Annotated in this window: 13 protein-coding genes; 6 read left to right on the plus strand and 7 right to left on the minus strand. The window is 57.2% G+C overall.

From position 1 onward, the window contains the following. Positions 1-6 precede the first annotated feature (6 nt). Positions 7-243, plus strand: a complete 237-nt coding sequence (feoC, locus tag L2Y28_RS20810; RefSeq protein WP_015571443.1) for a [Fe-S]-dependent transcriptional repressor FeoC — start codon at positions 7-9, stop codon at positions 241-243. Here the strand turns inward: feoC and bioH are convergent. Further along, entirely contained in the window at positions 218-1,000 is a 783-nt protein-coding gene (gene bioH / locus L2Y28_RS20815) for a pimeloyl-ACP methyl ester esterase BioH (protein WP_022649635.1), read from the minus strand. The two genes, feoC and bioH, sit on opposite strands and share 26 nt — an antisense overlap. Positions 1,001-1,036: 36 nt before the next feature. Here bioH and gntX point away from each other — a divergent pair, with 36 nt between their 5' ends. From gntX to gntT, 3 genes are all read left to right on the plus strand, one after another. Beyond that, positions 1,037-1,717, plus strand: a complete 681-nt coding sequence (gene gntX / locus L2Y28_RS20820) for a DNA utilization protein GntX (RefSeq protein ID WP_022649636.1) — start codon at positions 1,037-1,039, stop codon at positions 1,715-1,717. Positions 1,718-1,778: 61 nt separating this feature from the next. After that, the gene (nfuA, locus tag L2Y28_RS20825; RefSeq protein WP_003861601.1) at positions 1,779-2,354 is read left to right on the plus strand and encodes a Fe-S biogenesis protein NfuA; all 576 of its coding nucleotides are present in this window, start codon (positions 1,779-1,781) and stop codon (positions 2,352-2,354) included. A 305-nt stretch (positions 2,355-2,659) separates the two neighbouring features. Beyond that, on the plus strand, positions 2,660-3,976 hold the full coding sequence (gene gntT, locus L2Y28_RS20830) for a gluconate transporter (protein ID WP_022649637.1): 1,317 nt from the start codon (positions 2,660-2,662) through the stop codon (positions 3,974-3,976). A gap of 111 nt (positions 3,977-4,087) precedes the next feature. On the opposite strand, the gene malQ is transcribed toward gntT, so the two are convergent. Both malQ and malP read right to left on the minus strand, forming a co-directional pair. Next, entirely contained in the window at positions 4,088-6,166 is a 2,079-nt protein-coding gene (gene malQ, locus L2Y28_RS20835; RefSeq protein WP_022649638.1) for a 4-alpha-glucanotransferase, read from the minus strand. 9 nt (positions 6,167-6,175) lie between these two features. Next, a complete protein-coding gene (gene malP / locus L2Y28_RS20840; RefSeq protein ID WP_022649639.1) occupies positions 6,176-8,569 on the minus strand; it encodes a maltodextrin phosphorylase in 2,394 nt (797 codons plus the stop codon). Positions 8,570-9,142: 573 nt separating this feature from the next. Here malP and malT point away from each other — a divergent pair. Then, the gene (malT, locus tag L2Y28_RS20845; RefSeq protein WP_022649640.1) at positions 9,143-11,848 is read left to right on the plus strand and encodes an HTH-type transcriptional regulator MalT; all 2,706 of its coding nucleotides are present in this window, start codon (positions 9,143-9,145) and stop codon (positions 11,846-11,848) included. A gap of 97 nt (positions 11,849-11,945) precedes the next feature. Here the strand turns inward: malT and L2Y28_RS20850 are convergent, their stop codons facing one another. From L2Y28_RS20850 to glpE, 3 genes are read right to left on the minus strand one after another with little or no spacing between them, the layout of a single operon-like run. Further along, positions 11,946-12,704 (minus strand): DeoR/GlpR family transcriptional regulator, encoded by a 759-nt coding sequence (locus L2Y28_RS20850; RefSeq protein WP_022649641.1) that lies wholly within the window; start codon positions 12,702-12,704, stop codon positions 11,946-11,948. A gap of 16 nt (positions 12,705-12,720) precedes the next feature. After that, entirely contained in the window at positions 12,721-13,551 is an 831-nt protein-coding gene (gene glpG / locus L2Y28_RS20855) for a rhomboid family intramembrane serine protease GlpG (protein ID WP_022649642.1), read from the minus strand. Between the two features lie 47 nt (positions 13,552-13,598). After that, on the minus strand, positions 13,599-13,931 hold the full coding sequence (gene glpE / locus L2Y28_RS20860) for a thiosulfate sulfurtransferase GlpE (protein WP_022649643.1): 333 nt from the start codon (positions 13,929-13,931) through the stop codon (positions 13,599-13,601). Positions 13,932-14,181: 250 nt separating this feature from the next. On the opposite strand from glpE, the gene glpD reads away from it, so the two are divergent. Next, positions 14,182-15,690 carry a glycerol-3-phosphate dehydrogenase gene (gene glpD, locus L2Y28_RS20865; RefSeq protein ID WP_022649644.1) on the plus strand — a complete coding sequence of 503 codons (1,509 nt, stop codon included), beginning with the start codon at positions 14,182-14,184 and terminating at the stop codon, positions 15,688-15,690. Between the two features lie 90 nt (positions 15,691-15,780). Here glpD and glgP read toward each other — a convergent pair whose 3' ends face one another. After that, the gene (gene glgP, locus L2Y28_RS20870; RefSeq protein ID WP_022649645.1) at positions 15,781-18,228 is read right to left on the minus strand and encodes a glycogen phosphorylase; all 2,448 of its coding nucleotides are present in this window, start codon (positions 18,226-18,228) and stop codon (positions 15,781-15,783) included. Positions 18,229-18,233: the final 5 nt, after the last annotated feature.

The raw sequence follows: 18,233 nt of genomic DNA on the forward strand, positions 1-18,233 counted from the left end.
AAAAAGATGGCATCGTTGATTCAGGTCCGTGACTTACTGGCGTTACAGGGACGAATGGAGGCGAAGCAGCTCAGCCTCAGCCTGCATACGCCGCAGCCGATGATCGATGCCATGCTGGAAAGGCTGGAGGCGATGGGGAAAGCCGTGCGAATTCAGGAAGAGCCGGACAGTTGTCTGTCCGGCAGTTGTAAAAGTTGTCCGGAAGGTAAAGCCTGCCTCAGGGAGTGGTGGACGCTTCGCTGATAAAACCGGTCAGCGCCGAACAAAACTCAGCAGGATGAGAGATGAACGGCGCATGTGCCGCTTTGGCAACCACCATTGATTCACTCTCCGGCCACAGCGCATCCAGCAGCGGAACAACCTTGCGCGGGACCAGCCCATCCAGATAGCCATAAATACGCAGATGCGGCACCGTCAGTGACGCCAGCGGCTCACGCAGATCGGCCGTTTTCAGGATCTCCAGTCCACCGTTCAGCACCTCAACCTCCGGCATCGGCAGGGAAAGCACCGTCTGCTTCAGCATCCGCGCGTCCTGACGGGCGGTTTCTGTTCCCATCGTCTGCAACGCCAGGAAACGCTCCACCGTCCGCTGGAAATCTTTGCTCAACTGGTGCTGGAACCCGGCCAGCACCTCAGGTTTGATGCCCGGCCACGCCTCGCGGGCGCTGAAACAGGGTGATGAGGCAACGGTGATCAGCGCCTGGACCCGCTCAGGATGGCGCAGCGCAATCTGGCTTGCCACCAGCCCGCCCAGGCTCCAGCCGAGCCAGACGGCTTTTTGCGGCGCCGCTTCCAGAACCTGCTCCGCCATGTCCTCGAGCGTCATCGCGCCGTAGCCGTGGCTACGGCCATACCCCGGCAGATCCACCAGGTGTACCGTAAATTGCGAGGCCAGTTCCTCACTTATGCAACGCCACACTTCGGCGTTCAGTCCCCATCCGTGCAGCAGCACAAGATGACAATTTCCCGTCCCAACGGTCTGCCACCACAGCGTCTTCATCAGTTAACGTTCTCTTTTTTCACATGGAGGTTGCGTATGCTAACAGTGCCCGGCTTGTGCTGGCTATGCCGAATGCCACTTGCGCTGAGCGCGTGGGGCGTCTGTTCCGTTTGCACGGGAGCGCTGGGTTACCTGAAGGGCTGTCCGCAATGCGGCTTGCCTGCCGTAAGCCAGACGCTCCCCTGTGGTCGATGCCTGAAAAAAGCGCCGCCGTGGAGCGCGCTGGTGGCGGTGGATGATTACGTTTTGCCGCTGAGTCGTCTGGTTCATCAGTTTAAGTTTTCCAGCCAGTTCGCGCTGGCGCAGCCACTGGCACGCCTGTTATTACTGGCGGTATTGCAGGCGCGAAGAACGCGCGGGCTACCGTCGGTCGACACGCTCGTGAACGTGCCACTCTTTCAGCGTCGGCACTGGCGGCGGGGATACAATCAGAGCGACCTGCTGTGCCGTCCGCTCGCCCGCTGGCTGGGTTGCCGGTACCCCGCCTCTGCGCTGAAACGTATTCATGCCACTGCCGTTCAGCACCGGCTCAACGCACGGTCGCGCCAAAGAAACCTGAAAAACGCCTTTCGCCTTGAATTGCCGGTCAACGGTCTCCATATCGCGATTGTGGATGATGTCGTCACCACGGGCAGTACCGTGGCTGAACTTTCCCGACTGCTTTTGCAAAGCGGCGCCGCGTCAGTTCAGGTATGGTGTCTGTGCCGTACCTTGTAGCCCTTCTTCAATGGGCGTATGATTATACCCAGGTAATTTAGTCAACTATTAGGCCAAAGCTATGATCCGTATTTCCGATTCTGCACAAGCGCACTTTGCCAAACTGCTGGCAAATCAGGAAGAAGGGACGCAGATCCGCGTGTTTGTGATCAATCCAGGCACTCCGAATGCAGAATGTGGTGTCTCTTATTGTCCTCCGGATGCTGTGGAAGCAACTGACACTGCCCTTAAATTTGAACAGCTCACCGCATACGTTGATGAGCTGAGCGCGCCGTATCTTGAAGATGCGGAGATTGATTTCGTCACCGACCAGCTGGGTTCTCAGCTGACGCTGAAGGCGCCAAACGCGAAGATGCGTAAAGTCTCTGACGATGCCCCGCTGATGGAGCGTGTGGAATATCTGCTGCAATCGCAGATCAACCCGCAGCTGGCCGGCCACGGTGGACGTGTTTCCCTGATGGAAATCACCGAAGATGGTCTGGCGATCCTGCAATTCGGCGGCGGCTGTAACGGCTGCTCCATGGTCGATGTAACCCTGAAAGAAGGGATCGAGAAGCAGCTGCTGAACGAATTCCCGGAACTGAAAGGCGTGCGCGATCTGACCGAACACCAGCGCGGCGAGCACTCTTACTACTAATTCAGTGCCCGTCTGTATTGCCCGGTGGCGCTGCGCTTACCGGGCCTGCTTTTTCTTGCCTCCCCCTCTATATGTTGACCTGCGTCTCATAATTCAAATTTTGCCTCCCTGGGTGATTCTCAATCACATCATGTTACCCGTATCATTCCCATGGGCACTCAACACCCTTATAACAGCCGACTAAACTTATCGTTTTCGCAGGCATCAGTATGAGTGCCGTTACTACTCTGTTCCCAGTTGGGACAACCGGAATTTGTCGTTGAAACAATGACGTTACCCATAACAATTCAAAGGCCAGGTCAATCATGCCATTAGTCATCGTCGCTATCGGTGTTGTGTTATTACTGCTCTTGATGATCCGCTTCAAAATGAACGGATTTATCGCTCTGGTTCTGGTGGCACTTGCAGTCGGTCTGATGCAGGGAATGCCGCTGGTTAAAGTTATCAGCTCCATTAAAGCCGGTGTCGGCGGTACGCTCGGCAGCCTGGCGCTGATCATGGGCTTCGGCGCCATGCTCGGTAAAATGCTCGCGGACTGCGGTGGCGCGCAGCGTATTGCCACTACCCTTATCGATAAATTTGGCAAGCAGCACATCCAGTGGGCGGTGGTGTTAACCGGTTTTACCGTCGGTTTCGCACTGTTCTATGAAGTGGGCTTCGTCCTGATGCTGCCGCTGGTGTTCACCATCGCCGCTGCCGCCAACATCCCGCTGCTGTTCGTAGGCGTACCGATGGCTGCGGCGCTGTCCGTCACCCACGGCTTCCTGCCGCCGCATCCGGGTCCAACGGCTATCGCCACCATCTTCCATGCCGACATGGGTAAAACCCTGCTGTTCGGTACGATTCTGGCGATCCCAACGGTTATCCTGGCCGGTCCTGTTTATGCACGCTTCCTGAAAGGCATTGATAAGCCCATCCCGGAAGGCCTGTACAGCGCCAAAACCTTCACAGATGCAGAGATGCCTGGCTTTGGCGTCAGCGTCTGGACCTCTCTGGTGCCGGTGATCCTGATGGCAATGCGTGCCGTAGCAGAGATGGTTCTGCCGAAAGGTCACGCGTTCCTGTCCGTTGCGGAGTTCCTGGGCGACCCGGTGATGGCAACGCTGATTGCGGTCCTGATCGCCATGTTCACCTTCGGTCTTAACCGTGGTCGTTCCATGGATCAGATCAACGACACGCTGACCTCTTCCATCAAAATCATTGCCATGATGCTGCTGATCATCGGCGGTGGCGGCGCGTTTAAGCAGGTGCTGGTCGACAGCGGCGTGGATAAATACATTGCTGCCATGATGCACGAAACCAACGTCTCCCCGCTGCTGATGGCGTGGTCTATCGCCGCCGTTCTGCGTATTGCGCTGGGTTCTGCGACCGTTGCGGCGATCACCGCGGGCGGCATCGTTGCACCGCTGATTGCCACGACGGGCGTCAGCCCTGAGCTGATGGTTATCGCGGTCGGTTCCGGTAGCGTGATTTTCTCCCACGTGAACGATCCGGGCTTCTGGCTGTTCAAGGAGTACTTCAACCTGACCATCGGTGAAACCATCAAGTCCTGGTCCGCGCTGGAAACCATTATTTCGGTGTGCGGTCTGGTCGGGGTGCTGCTGTTGAATATGGTGGTCTGATGCCCTAAGTCGGGTGGCGGCTACGCCTTACCCGGCCTACTCGATACCTGTAGGCCCGGTAAGCGTTAGCGCCACCGGGCAATAAAAAACCCGCCACTGGCGGGTTTTTTATCATTTCTTCGCGGCTGCTTTTCGCCGTTTATCCAAATCCTTAATCAGCCTGTTCACCCCGTCATCGGCGAACATCGCTTCAAGCGTAGTGGACAGCTTGCGACGCCAGTTTTTGTACTGATAGCTGGTACCGGGTATGTTTACCGGCTCCGCCATATCAATCCAGTCTTCCGGTTGCAGACCGAGCAACGCGCTGTTGCTGTCGGCAATATAGCGCTGTAAGCCACGGTTAAGCGTTGGCGTCATCGACATCAGCGCCGCCTTATGCCCGGCGCGCTTCGGCAGACAGCCATGCTTATGCAGCGCATCCAGCAGCCCCTGTTTCGCCAGCTCGCGATCCTGATACAACCCACGCAGAACCTCTTCATCCGGGTAGAGACCCAGCGTTTTGCCGAGCGTCAGGTCGCCGCTTTCCCAGTAGCCTCTGAGCGTAGGAAGATCATGCGTCGTCGCGACTGCCATTGACTGTTCAGGGTACGCTTTCGGCGCGCGGAAGGTTTTCTCATGGTCGTTTTCAAAATAGAGCACTTTGTAGGAGTAAACCCCGCTGTCGCGGAGCTTGCTGACAATCTCAACCGGCACGGTACCGAGATCTTCGCCAATCACCATGCACTGATGACGTTTACTCTCCAGCGCGAGGATTGAGAGCAGATCGTCCACCGGATACTGCACGTACGCCCCGTGATCGGCCGTTTCACCGTACGGGATCCACCACAGACGCAGCACAGACATGACATGGTCGATACGCAACGCGCCGCAGTTCTGCATGTTAGCGCGCAGCAGATCGATAAACGGCTCGTAGGCACGCGCCGCCATCACGTGTGGATCCATCGGCGGCAAGCCCCAGTTCTGACCAAGCGGGCCCAGAATATCCGGCGGCGCACCGACGGAGGCTTTCAGACAGTAAAGTTCACGGTCACACCAGGTCTCCGCCCCACCTTCCGCCACGCCGACGGCCAGATCGCGATACAGACCGATCGGCATGTTATAGCCCTGGCTCACCTGCCAGCAGGCAGCAAACTGGCTGTACGCCAGCCACTGCAACCAGAGATAGAAATCCACCTCGTCGGCATGCGTCTCACAGAACGCCTTCACTTCCGGGGTATCCACGGACTGATACGCTTCCGGCCACACCGGCCAGCCCCAGCGCATCTCATCCTCCTGGACCTGATACGCATGCAGCGCATCAAACGCAGCCTGCCAGTAAAGGCTCTCGCCTTCCTGCATCACAAACTGGCGGAAGGCTGCCATCTGCTCGTCGTCACGCTTCGCAAAGCCCTTCCAGGCCAGACGCAGCGCCGCCATTTTCAGCGCGGTCACGGAGGCATAATCGACCCAGTCCGCATCGCGGGCCTGTTTCAGCATCTGTTGGGTGGTGTCCAGCTTCCACCACGCCTGCGCCTCTTTGCTGTTTTTGAAATCGTCTAACGCGTTAACGTCGATGTAGATCACGTTCAGCCAGCGGCGGGAAGACGGGCTGTACGGGCTGGCGCTTTCCGGATTCGCCGGATAGAGGGCGTGGATCGGGTTGAGGCCGATAAATGCCCCGCCGCGCTCACCAACAGATGCCAGCATCTTTTTCAGGTCGCCAAAATCGCCAATGCCCCAGTTGTTGTCTGAACGCAAGGTGTAAAGCTGCACACAGGCGCCCCACAGCTTTTTGCCTTCGAGTAGCGCCTGCGGCTCATAGCAGCGCTTCGGCGCGACGATCACCCGACAGTGGAAGCGGCTGTCATTCTGGGTGAGCGTCAGGCTGTGATAGCCCTCCGGCAGCTTCGCCGGAAGGGTGAGGGTTTTGCCGCCGGTGGCATGGCCTTTATGCTGATGCCCCTCTTCGGTGGTGAGCAGCCAGCTGAACTCGCCGCGCCCTTCCACCGCCAGCGGCATCTTCTTGCCCGCGGTAAAGACCTTCACGTTCGGCACCGGCGCTCCCGACGCTTTCGCGTCGGTTTTGTGCATGGCATCCAGCAAACGTCTTTTGGTGTCCGCACCAATAGACTGCGGTTTGCCGTGCGCATTGATGTAACTGAGGCTAATTCCCGCCGCCTGCGCGGCACTGTCCAGACGTTTACTCTCCATCGCGCTTCCTTAGCGTTTTGCCTGCCAGATACGAGCCTGATAATCACGGATTGAGCGGTCAGAGCTGAACATACCGCAGCGCGCGGTGTTCAGGATACATGCGCGAGTCCAGGCATCCTGGTCACGGTACAGCACGTCGACCTGCTTCTGCGCTTCAACGTAAGCGGTAAAGTCCGCCATTACCAGGTACGGGTCGCCGCCCTGTTTATCCATGCTGTGCAGCATCTGGTCAAACGCGTGCTTGTCGCCGTCGCTGTACTTCCCGCTTTCCAGCTCTTTCAACACCGCATCCAGCACTTTGTCTTTTTTACGCCATTTCACCGGGTCATACCCTTTGGCTTTGATGGCTTTCACTTCTTCAACAGTATGGCCGAAGATAAAGATGTTCTCTTCACCGACCTTCTCGGCGATTTCAACGTTCGCACCGTCCAGCGTGCCGACGGTCAGCGCGCCGTTCAGGGCCAGCTTCATGTTGCCGGTGCCGGACGCTTCTTTACCGGCGGTAGAGATCTGCTCGGAAATATCCGCCGCCGGGATCAGCATTTCAGCCGCAGAGACGCAGTAGTCCGGCAGGAACACCACCTTCAGCTTGTCGCCCACTTTCGGATCGTTGTTGATCGCCGCCGCCACTTTATTAATGGCAAGGATAATGTTTTTCGCCAGGTAGTAGCCCGGCGCCGCTTTCGCACCGAACAGGAACACGCGCGGGACGCGGTCGGCCTGAGGGTTCTCGCGGATCTCTTTGTACAGCGCCAGAATGTGCAGCAGGTTCAGGTGCTGACGTTTGTACTCGTGCAGGCGTTTGATCTGGATATCGAAAATCGCATTTGGGTTAATTTCAATTCCGGTACGCATTTTCACGAACTCGGCCAGACGTACCTTGTTCTCCAGCTTAATGGCGCGGTACTGCTCGCGGAACTTCGCGTCGTCAGCGTATTTTTCCAGGTTGATGAGCTGGTCCAGATCGTTGGCCCACTCTTTCTTCAGGGTCTTGTCCAGCAGGCCGGCCAACAGCGGGTTGCACTGTTTGATCCAGCGACGCGGCGTAATGCCGTTGGTCACGTTGTGGAATTTGGTCGGCCACAGCTGGTGGTATTCCGGGAAGAGATCTTTCACCACCAGATCCGAGTGCAGCGCGGCCACGCCGTTCACCGCAAAGCCGCTTACCACGCACATGTTCGCCATGCGCACCTGTTTGTTGTGTACCACGGCCAGCTTCGCCCAAACGGCCTTATCGCCCGGCCAGGTTTTCTCCACCAGCGTTTTGAACTGGTCGTTAATCTTATTGATGATCTGCATATGGCGCGGCAGCAGCGTTTTCACCAGCTTCTCATCCCAGCACTCCAGCGCTTCCGGCATCAGGGTGTGGTTGGTGTAGGCGAAGGTGCGGCTGGTGATGGCCCAGGCGTCGTCCCAGCTCAGCTGATGCTCGTCGATCAGCACGCGCAGAAGTTCCGGGATGGCAATGGTTGGGTGCGTGTCGTTGAGCTGAATAACTTCGAAGTCCGGCAGCTGCGCCAGCTTGCGGCCCGCCAGGTGGTGGCGGCGCAGAATGTCCGCCACGGAGCAGGCGCACTGGAAGTATTGCTGCATCAGGCGCAGCTTTTTACCCGCCAGATGGTTGTCGTTCGGGTAGAGCACTTTGGTCAGCTTCTCGGCGTCGATACCCTGCTGCTCGGCGCGCAGGAAATCACCGTCATTGAATTTAGTCAGGTTGAATGGATGCGCGTGCTTCGCCTGCCACAGACGCAGCGGCTGCGCCACGCCGTTACGGTAGCCGAGCACCGGCAGATCCCAGGCTTCACCGGTAATGGTGAACGCTGGTTCCCAGAGCCCCTGCTTCGTGACTTTCCCGCCAATCCCGACCTGCACATCCAGCTGTGCGTTGTGGCGGAACCACGGGTAAGTATTACGATGCCAGTCGTCCGGCGCTTCCATCTGGTGGCCGTCAGCGAACGACTGGCGGAACAGACCGTACTGGTAGTTCAGACCATAGCCAATGGCCGACTGGCCCACGGTTGCCATGGAATCCAGGAAGCAGGCTGCCAGACGTCCCAGACCGCCGTTACCCAGCGCCGGATCAATCTCTTCTTCCAGCAGATCGGTCAGGTTGATGTCGTGTTCTTTCAGCACATCGCCGACGTCCTGATACCAGCCAAGGTTCAGCAGATTGTTACCCGTCAGACGGCCAATCAGGAACTCCATCGAAATGTAGTTGACGTGACGCTGGCCTTTCACAGGCTTCGTCGCGGGCTGAGCGTCCAGCTGCTCTGCGAGCGCCCCGCTCACCGCCTGCCACCACTGGTGAGGCGTCATCTCGTTTGCAGCATGAAGGCCAAAACGCTGCCACTGACGCGTCAGGGCAGCCTGGAATTGAGCTTTGTTGAAAGTAGGCTGTGACATAGGGAATCGGCATCCTGTAGAGAGAAAACACATTTGGCGCTAGTGTGCCTGGCTCATTGCGCCTCTTCCTCCTCCTGTCGGGGATTAGGCAGGGAGGAGTAGCGGGGATGAGCATAAAAGTGTGATCGAGGCCACTGTGTAAGTGTGCGCTTCGCTGAAAAAGCGATCCCGGAAGAGCGTCAAAGAAATGAAATGCAGTTTCGGAGGAAATTAATCATCGCTGAAATGATTACTTACGTAGAATAATATTTCTCACGTACAGCGGCTTTCCAGCAACACTATTAAGCCAGAGCAACTTTCCCCAAAGTTAATTAACTTCACCGTCATTATCTCTTTCTGAAACCAGTTTCAGCGCAACCGCACGCCATGCAGACAAGCCAGTAACAGCGCGGCATCCAGCCATTTATGAAAAGTTCCACCAATGATGAGAATGTTTTGTGACAGAGTGCAAATTCAGAGCCTCCAAACCCAGACATAACTTGCAATAGTTCCTCTATTGGCCGAACTTATAGATATTAATTACGAAGCGCAAAAAAAATAAATTCTCTCGTTCCCCACAGTGAAGTGAAAACTATGTTGATTCCGTCCAAATTAAGTCGCCCGGTTCGTCTTGACCATACTGTGGTCCGCGAGCGCCTGCTGGCTAAACTTTCCGGTGCGCATAATTTCCGACTGGCGCTGGTTACGAGTCCTGCGGGTTATGGAAAAACAACGCTCATTTCGCAATGGGCGGCAGGTAAAAGCGATCTTGGCTGGTACTCCCTGGATGAAGGTGATAACCAGCAGGAGCGTTTTGCCAGCTATTTAATTGCCGCGATTCAGCAGGCAACCAACGGACACTGCGTCACCAGCGAGGTGATGGTGCAAAAGCGCCAGTACGCCAGCCTGTCCTCTCTGTTCTCCCAGCTGTTTATCGAACTGGCCGAATGGCATCGCCCGCTGTATGTGGTGATTGATGATTATCATCTGATCACCAACCCGGTTATTCACGAGTCGATGCGGTTCTTCCTGCGCCATCAGCCGGAAAACCTGACGCTGGTCGTCCTGTCGCGCAACCTTCCGCAGCTGGGCATTGCCAACCTGCGGGTGCGCGATCAGCTACTGGAAATTGGCAGTCAGCAGCTGGCCTTTACCCATCAGGAAGCGAAACAGTTCTTTGACTGCCGTCTGACTTCTCCGATTGAGGCGTCAGAAAGCAGCCGCCTGTGTGATGACGTTGCAGGCTGGGCCACGGCGCTTCAGCTGATTGCCCTTTCCGCGCGGCAAAACAATAGCCCAACGCACCAGTCCGCGCGCCGCCTGGCGGGCATCAACGCCAGCCACCTGTCGGATTATCTGGTGGATGAGGTACTCAACAGCGTAGACCTCACTACCCGCCATTTCCTGCTGAAAAGCTCCCTGCTACGTTCGATGAACGATGCGCTGATTGTGCGCGTCACCGGTATTGAAAACGGGCAGCTTCAGCTCGAAGAGATTGAACGTCAGGGTTTGTTCCTGACGCGAATGGACGATCCCGGCGAATGGTTTAGCTACCATCCGCTGTTTGGCAGCTTCCTGCGCCAGCGTTGCCAGTGGGAGATGGCCGCAGAGCTGCCAGAAATTCACCGCGCCGCCGCCGAAAGCTGGATGGCGCAAGGTTTCCCGAGCGAGGCTATCCACCATGCGCTGGCCGCCGGAGATGCCGGTATGCTGCGCGATATTCTGCTCAACCACGCGTGGGGACTGTTCAACCACAGCGAACTGACGCTGCTGGAAGAGTCGTTAAAAGCGCTGCCGTGGGAGAGCCTGCTGGAGAATCCGCGTCTGGTGCTGCTCCAGGCCTGGCTGATGCAGAGCCAGCATCGCTACAGCGAAGTGAACACCCTGCTGGCGCGCGCCGAGCAGGAAATGGAAAGCGAGATGGATGCCACCCTGCACGGCGAATTTAACGCCCTGCGTGCGCAGGTGGCGATTAACGACGGCGACCCGGAAGAAGCCGAACGGCTGGCGATGGTCGCGCTGGATGAGCTGCCGCTGGCGAATTTCTACAGCCGTATTGTGGCCACCTCGGTACACGGCGAAGTGCTGCATTGTAAGGGCGACCTCACGCGTTCGCTTTCGCTCATGCAGCAAACCGAACAGATGGCCCGCCGCCACGATGTCTGGCATTACGCCCTCTGGAGCCTGATCCAGCAAAGCGAGATTTTATTTGCTCAGGGGTTCCTGCAGGCCGCCTGGGAAAACCAGGAGAAAGCGTTCCAGCTGATCCGTGAACAGCATCTGGAACAGCTGCCGATGCACGAGTTCCTGTTGCGTATTCGCGCTCAGCTGCTCTGGGCATGGTCGCGTCTGGATGAAGCAGAAAGCTGCGCCCGCCAGGGCCTGAATGTGCTTTCGAGCTTCCAGCCGCAGCAGCAACTCCAGTGCCTGGCCCTGCTGGTGCAGTGCTCGCTGGCACGCGGCGACCTGGATAATGCCCGCAACCACCTTAACCGTCTGGAAAACCTGCTCGGCAACGGGCAGTACCATAGCGACTGGGTCTCCAACGCCGATAAGGTCCGGGTGATTTACTGGCAGATGACCGGCGATAAAAAGTCAGCCGCCAACTGGCTGCGTCACACGCCTAAACCAGAATTTGCCAATAACCACTTCCTGCAAAGCCAGTGGCGCAATATTGCCCGCGTGCAGATCCTGCTGGGTGACTTCGAGCCTGCCGAAATCGTGCTGGAAGAGTTAAACGAAAACGCCCGTAGCCTGCGCCTGATGAGCGATTTAAACCGCAACCTGCTGCTGTTAAACCAGCTTTACTGGCAGGCGGGACGTAAAAACGATGCCCAGCGCGTGCTGCTGGAAGCGTTGCAGCTGGCGAACCGCACCGGGTTTATCAGCCACTTTGTGATTGAGGGTGAAGTGATGGCCCAGCAGTTGCGCCAGCTGATTCAGCTCAACACGCTGCCGGAACTCGATCAGCATCGCGCCCAGCGCATTCTGCGCGAGATCAACCAGCACCATCGCCACAAGTTTGCGCACTTCGATGAGAACTTTGTTGAACGTCTGCTGAACCATCCGGAAGTGCCGGAGCTTATCCGCACCAGCCCGCTCACACAGCGTGAATGGCAGGTGCTGGGGCTGATCTATTCAGGCTACAGCAACGAGCAGATAGCCGGTGAGCTGGCGGTGGCGGCAACCACCATCAAAACGCACATTCGCAATCTGTATCAGAAGCTGGGCGTGGCGCACCGTCAGGACGCGGTGCAGCATGCGCAGCAGTTGTTGAAGATGATGGGGTACGGAGTTTAGTTTTGTGCGGCCTGATGCCCTCACCCCGGCCCTCTCCCACAGGGAGAGGGAGAACAATTTGTAGGTCGGGTAAGCGCAGCGCCACCCGACACAACCGCTAGCACAATTCCAGCTGCAAATTGTTATCCTTAATCACCTGCAACACGCCCGCCGGCGGCATCTCGTCGGTGTAGACCGCATTCACCATGCTAATGCTGCCCATGTTGACCATCGCATTGCGGCCAAATTTCGAGTGATCCACCACCAGCATCACGTGGCGCGAGTTCTCAATAATCGCGCGCTTGGTGCGCACCTCGTGGTAATCAAACTCCAGCAGCGAGCCGTCGGTGTCGATGCCGCTGATCCCCAGAATGCCGAAATCGAGGCGGAACTGAGAGATAAAATCGAGCGTCGCTTCGCCGATAATGCCCCCGTCGCGGCTGCGCAGTTCGCCGCCCGCGAGGATGATGCGAAAATCGTCTTTCTGCATCAACGTGTTGGCCACGTTCAGGTTGTTGGTCACCACGCGGAGGTTCTCGTGATTCAGCAGCGCATGGGCGACCGCTTCCGGCGTGGTGCCGATATCAATAAACAGCGTCGCGCCGTTCGGGATCTGGCTCGCCACTTTACGGGCGATACGCTCTTTCTCTGCCGTTTGCGTCGCCTTACGATCATGCCATGAGGTGTTCACCGAGCTGGACGGCAGCGCCGCGCCGCCGTGATGGCGCAGAATACGGTTCTGATCGGCCAGGTCGTTGAGGTCACGACGGATGGTTTGCGGGCTGACGGCAAACTGCTCCACCAGCTCTTCAGTACTGACGTATCCCTGTTTTTTTACCAGTTCGATAATGGCGTCATGACGTTGTGTTTGTTTCATGAAATATCCCTGGGAATTATGTTCGTTTTCGCGCATGGAGCGTATCGGCCAGCGCCATCGCCAGCCCGACCGCCAGGCCGGTAACGTGCGCACCATTGGCGATAGACATACCAAACAGATCAAACCATCCGGCAATAAGCCATATTAACGCAAAGGTTATTAATCCACGTTGTAAATAGATGCCGCTTTCCGGGTCGCGCTCGCCTCTGAGCCAGGCGTAACCCATCAGGGCGTACACCACGCCGGATAACCCGCCAAACCACGGACCGCTGAATTTATGCTGCACATAGCCGCTTAACAGGGCGCTGATAAGGGTGATCACAATCAGCTTGCCACTGCCGAGCCGCTTCTCCACCGCCCCGCCGAGATACCACCACCACAGCAGGTTAAAGAGGATATGCATTACCGAGAAGTGCATCAGCGCATGCGTGAAGTAGCGCCAGACGTCAAATTGCAGGGAGGGATCGTACGGCCATGCGAGGGCAATCATCACGCTCTGGTCGCCCACCACGCTCATAATAATGAAGACGATGATGCAGGCTGCCATCAAAAGCAGCGTAAACGGTCCTGCGCGCTCGCGGAGGGTGGCGAGAAACGGAAAACGTTGATAGTGCAGGCCACTGTCGGTCTGGCCGGATTGCCAGCTTGCTGCCAGATAACGCGGGTCGCCCGGGTTTTCCAGGAAACGCGCCAGCTCGGCGTTCACGCGCCCAGCCTGGCTTTCGTCTGCCAGCCAGACATCCGTCTGTGTATGCTGCTGAATAGTCAGGATAATGCCCTGCGTCGCCATATAGTCGACAAACGCCTGGGCGACGCGCGGGTTGCTAAAAGAGGTGATCATCAACATGGGCAGTGGTCGCTTATTTCCACACAAAAGGGGACAGTATAGCGGGATCAGCGCTCAAACGCGTATTCAACTTCTGCCGGGAAATGACGATGCCATGCATCGAAGCCGCCATCGACGCTGTATACCGCGTCGTAACCCTGCTGGAGCAGATACTGCGCCGCGCCTTTACTGCTGTTGCCGTGATAGCACATCACCATCACCGGCGTGTCGAAGTCGTTATCGCGCATAAACGCGCCCAGCGTGTCGTTGGTGAGATGGAACGCGCCCGGCGTGTGGCCCATCGCAAAGCTCTGCGGATCGCGGATATCCACCAGCACCGCGGTTTTCTGGTGCATCTTCTGATGGGCTTCTTCTACGTTAATACATTCAAACTGATCCATGGTGTTCTCTTTCTGTTGTTCTGGTTGGGTGCGCTCTGGTGCCCTCACCCCAGCCCTCTCCCACAGGGAGAGGGAGAAAAGTTAGTCGCACCATTTTACCCCGTAGTGTACGTCCTGGCGGCGGGTAAACGCCATTATGTTATCCATATCACTCTAAATTGTTTTTTTGATGTTACCAAAAGCGCGTTCCTTTGCTATTATGAGCGATATCGAACATTTTTGAGCTTTAACGAAAGTGCATGAGGGTGTTATGGAAACCAAAGATCTGATTGTGATAGGCGGGGGCATCAACGGTGCCGGTATTGCGGTTGATGCCGCAGGACGCGGTTTATCCGTGCTGATGCTGGAAGCTAACGATCTCGCCTGCGCGACGTCGTCCGCCAGCTCCAAGCTGATCCACGGAGGCCTGCGCTACCTGGAACACTACGAATTCCGCCTGGTCAGCGAAGCGCTGGCCGAACGCGAAGTGCTGCTGAAAATGGCTCCGCATCTGGCGATCCCGATGCGCTTCCGCCTGCCCCACCGCCCGCACCTGCGTCCGGCGTGGATGATCCGCATCGGCCTGTTCATGTACGATCATCTGGGTAAACGCACCAGCCTGCCGGGTTCGACCGGTTTGCGTTTTGGCTCAGAATCGGTCCTTAAGCCTGAAATCGTGCGCGGTTTCGAATATTCCGACTGCTGGGTGGACGATGCGCGTCTGGTGCTGGCTAACGCGCAGATGGTCGAGAAGAAAGGCGGCGAGGTGAAAACCCGTACCCGCGCGATCGCCGCGCGCCGCGAAAACGGCCTGTGGATCGTGGAAGCGGAAGACGTGGATACCGGCGAGAAGTTTAGCTGGAAAGCGCGCGGCCTGGTGAACGCCACCGGCCCGTGGGTGAAACAGTTCTTCGATGACGGTATGCACCTGCCTTCTCCGTACGGCATCCGCCTGATCAAGGGCAGCCACATTGTGGTGCCGCGCGTGCATACCCAGAAGCAGGCTTATATCCTGCAAAACGAAGACAAGCGCATCGTGTTTGTGATCCCGTGGATGGACGAGTTCTCCATCATCGGCACCACTGACGTGGAGTACAAGGGCGATCCGAAAAACGTTGAGATTGAAGAGAGCGAAGTCAGCTACCTGCTGAAAGTGTACAACGCGCACTTTAAAAAACAGCTGGCGCGCGATGACGTGGTCTGGACCTACTCCGGCGTGCGTCCGCTGTGTGATGACGAGTCTGACTCACCGCAGGCCATCACCCGTGACTATACGCTTGATATTCATGACGTGGACGGTCAGGCGCCGCTGCTGTCGGTGTTTGGCGGTAAGCTCACCACCTACCGTAAACTGGCGGAGCATGCGCTGGAGAAACTGGCGCCGTATTACAAAGGCATCGGCCCGGCGTGGACGAAAGGCGCCGTGCTGCCTGGCGGCGATATCGGCAATAACCGCGACGATTACGCCGCGAAGCTGCGTCGCCGCTTCCCGTTCATTACCGAAGGAATGGCGCGCCACTACGCCCGCACCTACGGCAGCAATACCGAACTGTTCCTCGGCGACGCGAAAGAGATTGCCGATCTGGGCGAGCATTTTGGCCATGAGCTGTACGAAGCGGAACTGCGCTACCTGGTGGAACACGAGTGGGTGCGCCGTCTGGACGATGCCATCTGGCGTCGTACTAAAGAAGGGATGTGGCTGAATGCCGAGCAGCAGTCTCGCGTGGCGCAATGGTTGCAACAGCATGCGGGAAAGCGTGAATTGTCACTGGCGTCCTGAGGGTGACAAAAAATGCCCGGTGGCGCTGCGCTTACCGGGCCTACAGGATCGAGTAGGCCGGGTAAGGCGGAGCCGCCACCCGGCTTTGTTTTACAACCTCACCGGATCAATATGCCAGATATTCTCGGCATACTCTTTGATGGTCCTGTCTGACGAGAAGTATCCCATGTTGGCGATGTTATGCATCGCGGCGCTGGTCCACTTCTCCTGCTGACGGTACAGTTCGTCCACCTTATCCTGACAATCCACGTAGCTGCGGTAATCCGCCAGCACCTGATAGTGATCGCCAAAGTTAATCAGCGAGTCCACCAGGTCACGATAGCGCCCAGGCTCCTCAGGGTTAAACACCCCGGTGGCGATTTGCGTCAGCACCTGGCGTAACTCTTCATCCTCTTCATAATACTCACGCGGCGAGTAGCCCTGCTTGCGCAGCGCCTCTACCTCTTCCGCCGTATTCCCGAAGATAAAGATATTCTCCGCGCCCACATGCTCCAGCATTTCGACATTTGCGCCGTCGAGCGTGCCGATGGTCAGCGCGCCGTTCAGGGCAAACTTCATGTTGCTGGTGCCGGATGCTTCCGTCCCCGCCGTGGAAATCTGCTCAGAGAGATCCGCCGCCGGAATAATCAGCTGCGCCAGGCTTACGCTGTAGTTCGGGATAAACACCACTTTCAGCTTGTCACCAATGTCCGGATCCTGGTTCACTACCTTCGCCACATCGTTGATAAGATGAATGATGTGCTTCGCCATGTAGTACGCGGAGGCCGCCTTACCGGCAAAGATTTTCACGCGCGGCACCCACTCCGCCGTCGGGTCAGCCTTAATGCGGTTGTAGTGAGTGATGACGTGCAGGACGTTCATCAGCTGACGCTTGTACTCGTGGATACGTTTGATCTGCACGTCGAACAGCGCTTTCGGGTTCGCCACCACGTTGAGATGCATCGCCAGCCAGACTGACAGCTGTTTCTTGTTCAGCAGCTTGGCTTCCCGTACGGCTTTGTTCACCGTCGGAAAATCAATGTGCTGCTCAAGCTCGCTCAGCTGGCTCAAATCGGTGCGCCAGGTGCGGCCGATATTTTCGTCCAGCACGTCAGACAGCGGCTGGTTCGCCAGCGCCAGCCAGCGGCGCGGGGTGACGCCGTTGGTCACGTTGCAGAAACGCGTCGGGAAGATCTTCGCAAAGTCTGCAAACAGCGACTGCACCATCAGGTTCGAATGCAGCTCTGAAACCCCGTTAACCTTATGGCTGATCACCACCGCCAGCCAGGCCATGCGTACGCGGCGACCATTGGATTCATCAATGATCGAGGCGCGGCTCAGCAGGCCGGTATCGTTCGGGTACTGCTCCTGCAAGGTCTTGAGGAAGTAGTCGTTGATCTCGAAGATGATTTGCAGGTGGCGCGGCAGAATTTTGCCGAGCATATCCACCGGCCACGTCTCCAGCGCTTCACTCATCAGCGTATGGTTGGTGTACGAGAACACCTGGCAGGTCACTTCAAACGCGTCATCCCAGCTGAACTTATGCTCGTCAATCAGCAGGCGCATCAGCTCAGGGATCGACAGCACCGGATGGGTATCGTTGAGGTGAATCGCCGTTTTCTCCGCCAGATTCGCATAGGTTTTGTGCAGCTGATAGTGACGGCTAAGGATATCCTGAATCGTTGCCGAGACGAGGAAATACTCCTGACGCAGACGCAGCTCGCGGCCCGAGTAGGTCGAGTCATCCGGATACAGGACGCGGGACACGTTCTCAGAGTGGTTTTTATCTTCCACCGCCGCGAAGTAGTCACCCTGATTGAATTTACCGAGGTTGATCTCGCTACTGGCCTGCGCGTTCCACAGGCGCAGCGTGTTGGTCGCATCGGTGTCGTAGCCGGGGATAATCTGGTCATAGGCCACGGCGAGGATCTCTTCGGTTTCCACCCAGCGGGATTTTTTCCCTTCCTGCTGAATACGCCCGCCAAAACGCACCTTGTAGCGCGTGTTGTGGCGCTTGAACTCCCACGGGTTACCGTACTCCAGCCAGTAGTCCGGCGACTCTTTCTGACGGCCATCAACGATGTTCTGCTTGAACATGCCGTAGTCGTAGCGAATACCGTACCCGCGTCCCGGCAGCGCCAGCGTCGCCAGTGAATCGAGGAAGCAGGCGGCAAGACGCCCGAGACCACCGTTACCCAGCCCCGGGTCGTTCTCTTCGTCAATCAGCTCTTCTAAGTCCAGCCCCATCTCTTCCAGTGCGTTTTTGACGTCGTCATAAATCCCGAGCGATAACAGCGCATTGGAGAGGGTGCGACCAATCAAAAACTCCATCGACAGGTAATACACCTGTCGCGTCTCCTGCGAGAGCTGGGCGCGGTTGGAGCGCAGCCAGCGTTCGACCATACGGTCACGCACCGCAAACAGCGTGGCGTTCAGCCACTCATGTTTGTTGGCAATAACGGGATCTTTCCCAATGGTAAACATCAGCTTATAGGCGATGGAGTGTTTCAACGCCTCAACGCTGAGCGTGGGGGAAGAGTAGCTAAATGGAGCATTCATATCAG

This window comes from Enterobacter sp. JH25, from assembly GCF_021725435.1.
Taxonomy (GTDB): Bacteria; Pseudomonadota; Gammaproteobacteria; order Enterobacterales; family Enterobacteriaceae; genus Enterobacter; species Enterobacter intestinihominis.

Bases quoted from the DNA above. Each gene is read 5' to 3' on its own strand.
- feoC (WP_015571443.1), top strand. From the start codon at position 7: ATGGCATCGTTGATTCAGGTCCGTGACTTACTGGCGTTACAGGGACGA.
- bioH (WP_022649635.1), bottom strand. From the start codon at position 1,000: ATGAAGACGCTGTGGTGGCAGACCGTTGGGACGGGAAATTGTCATCTT.
- gntX (WP_022649636.1), top strand. From the start codon at position 1,037: ATGCTAACAGTGCCCGGCTTGTGCTGGCTATGCCGAATGCCACTTGCG.
- nfuA (WP_003861601.1), top strand. From the start codon at position 1,779: ATGATCCGTATTTCCGATTCTGCACAAGCGCACTTTGCCAAACTGCTG.
- gntT (WP_022649637.1), top strand. From the start codon at position 2,660: ATGCCATTAGTCATCGTCGCTATCGGTGTTGTGTTATTACTGCTCTTG.
- malQ (WP_022649638.1), bottom strand. From the start codon at position 6,166: ATGGAGAGTAAACGTCTGGACAGTGCCGCGCAGGCGGCGGGAATTAGC.
- malP (WP_022649639.1), bottom strand. From the start codon at position 8,569: ATGTCACAGCCTACTTTCAACAAAGCTCAATTCCAGGCTGCCCTGACG.
- malT (WP_022649640.1), top strand. From the start codon at position 9,143: ATGTTGATTCCGTCCAAATTAAGTCGCCCGGTTCGTCTTGACCATACT.
- L2Y28_RS20850 (WP_022649641.1), bottom strand. From the start codon at position 12,704: ATGAAACAAACACAACGTCATGACGCCATTATCGAACTGGTAAAAAAA.
- glpG (WP_022649642.1), bottom strand. From the start codon at position 13,551: ATGTTGATGATCACCTCTTTTAGCAACCCGCGCGTCGCCCAGGCGTTT.
- glpE (WP_022649643.1), bottom strand. From the start codon at position 13,931: ATGGATCAGTTTGAATGTATTAACGTAGAAGAAGCCCATCAGAAGATG.
- glpD (WP_022649644.1), top strand. From the start codon at position 14,182: ATGGAAACCAAAGATCTGATTGTGATAGGCGGGGGCATCAACGGTGCC.
- glgP (WP_022649645.1), bottom strand. From the start codon at position 18,228: ATGAATGCTCCATTTAGCTACTCTTCCCCCACGCTCAGCGTTGAGGCG.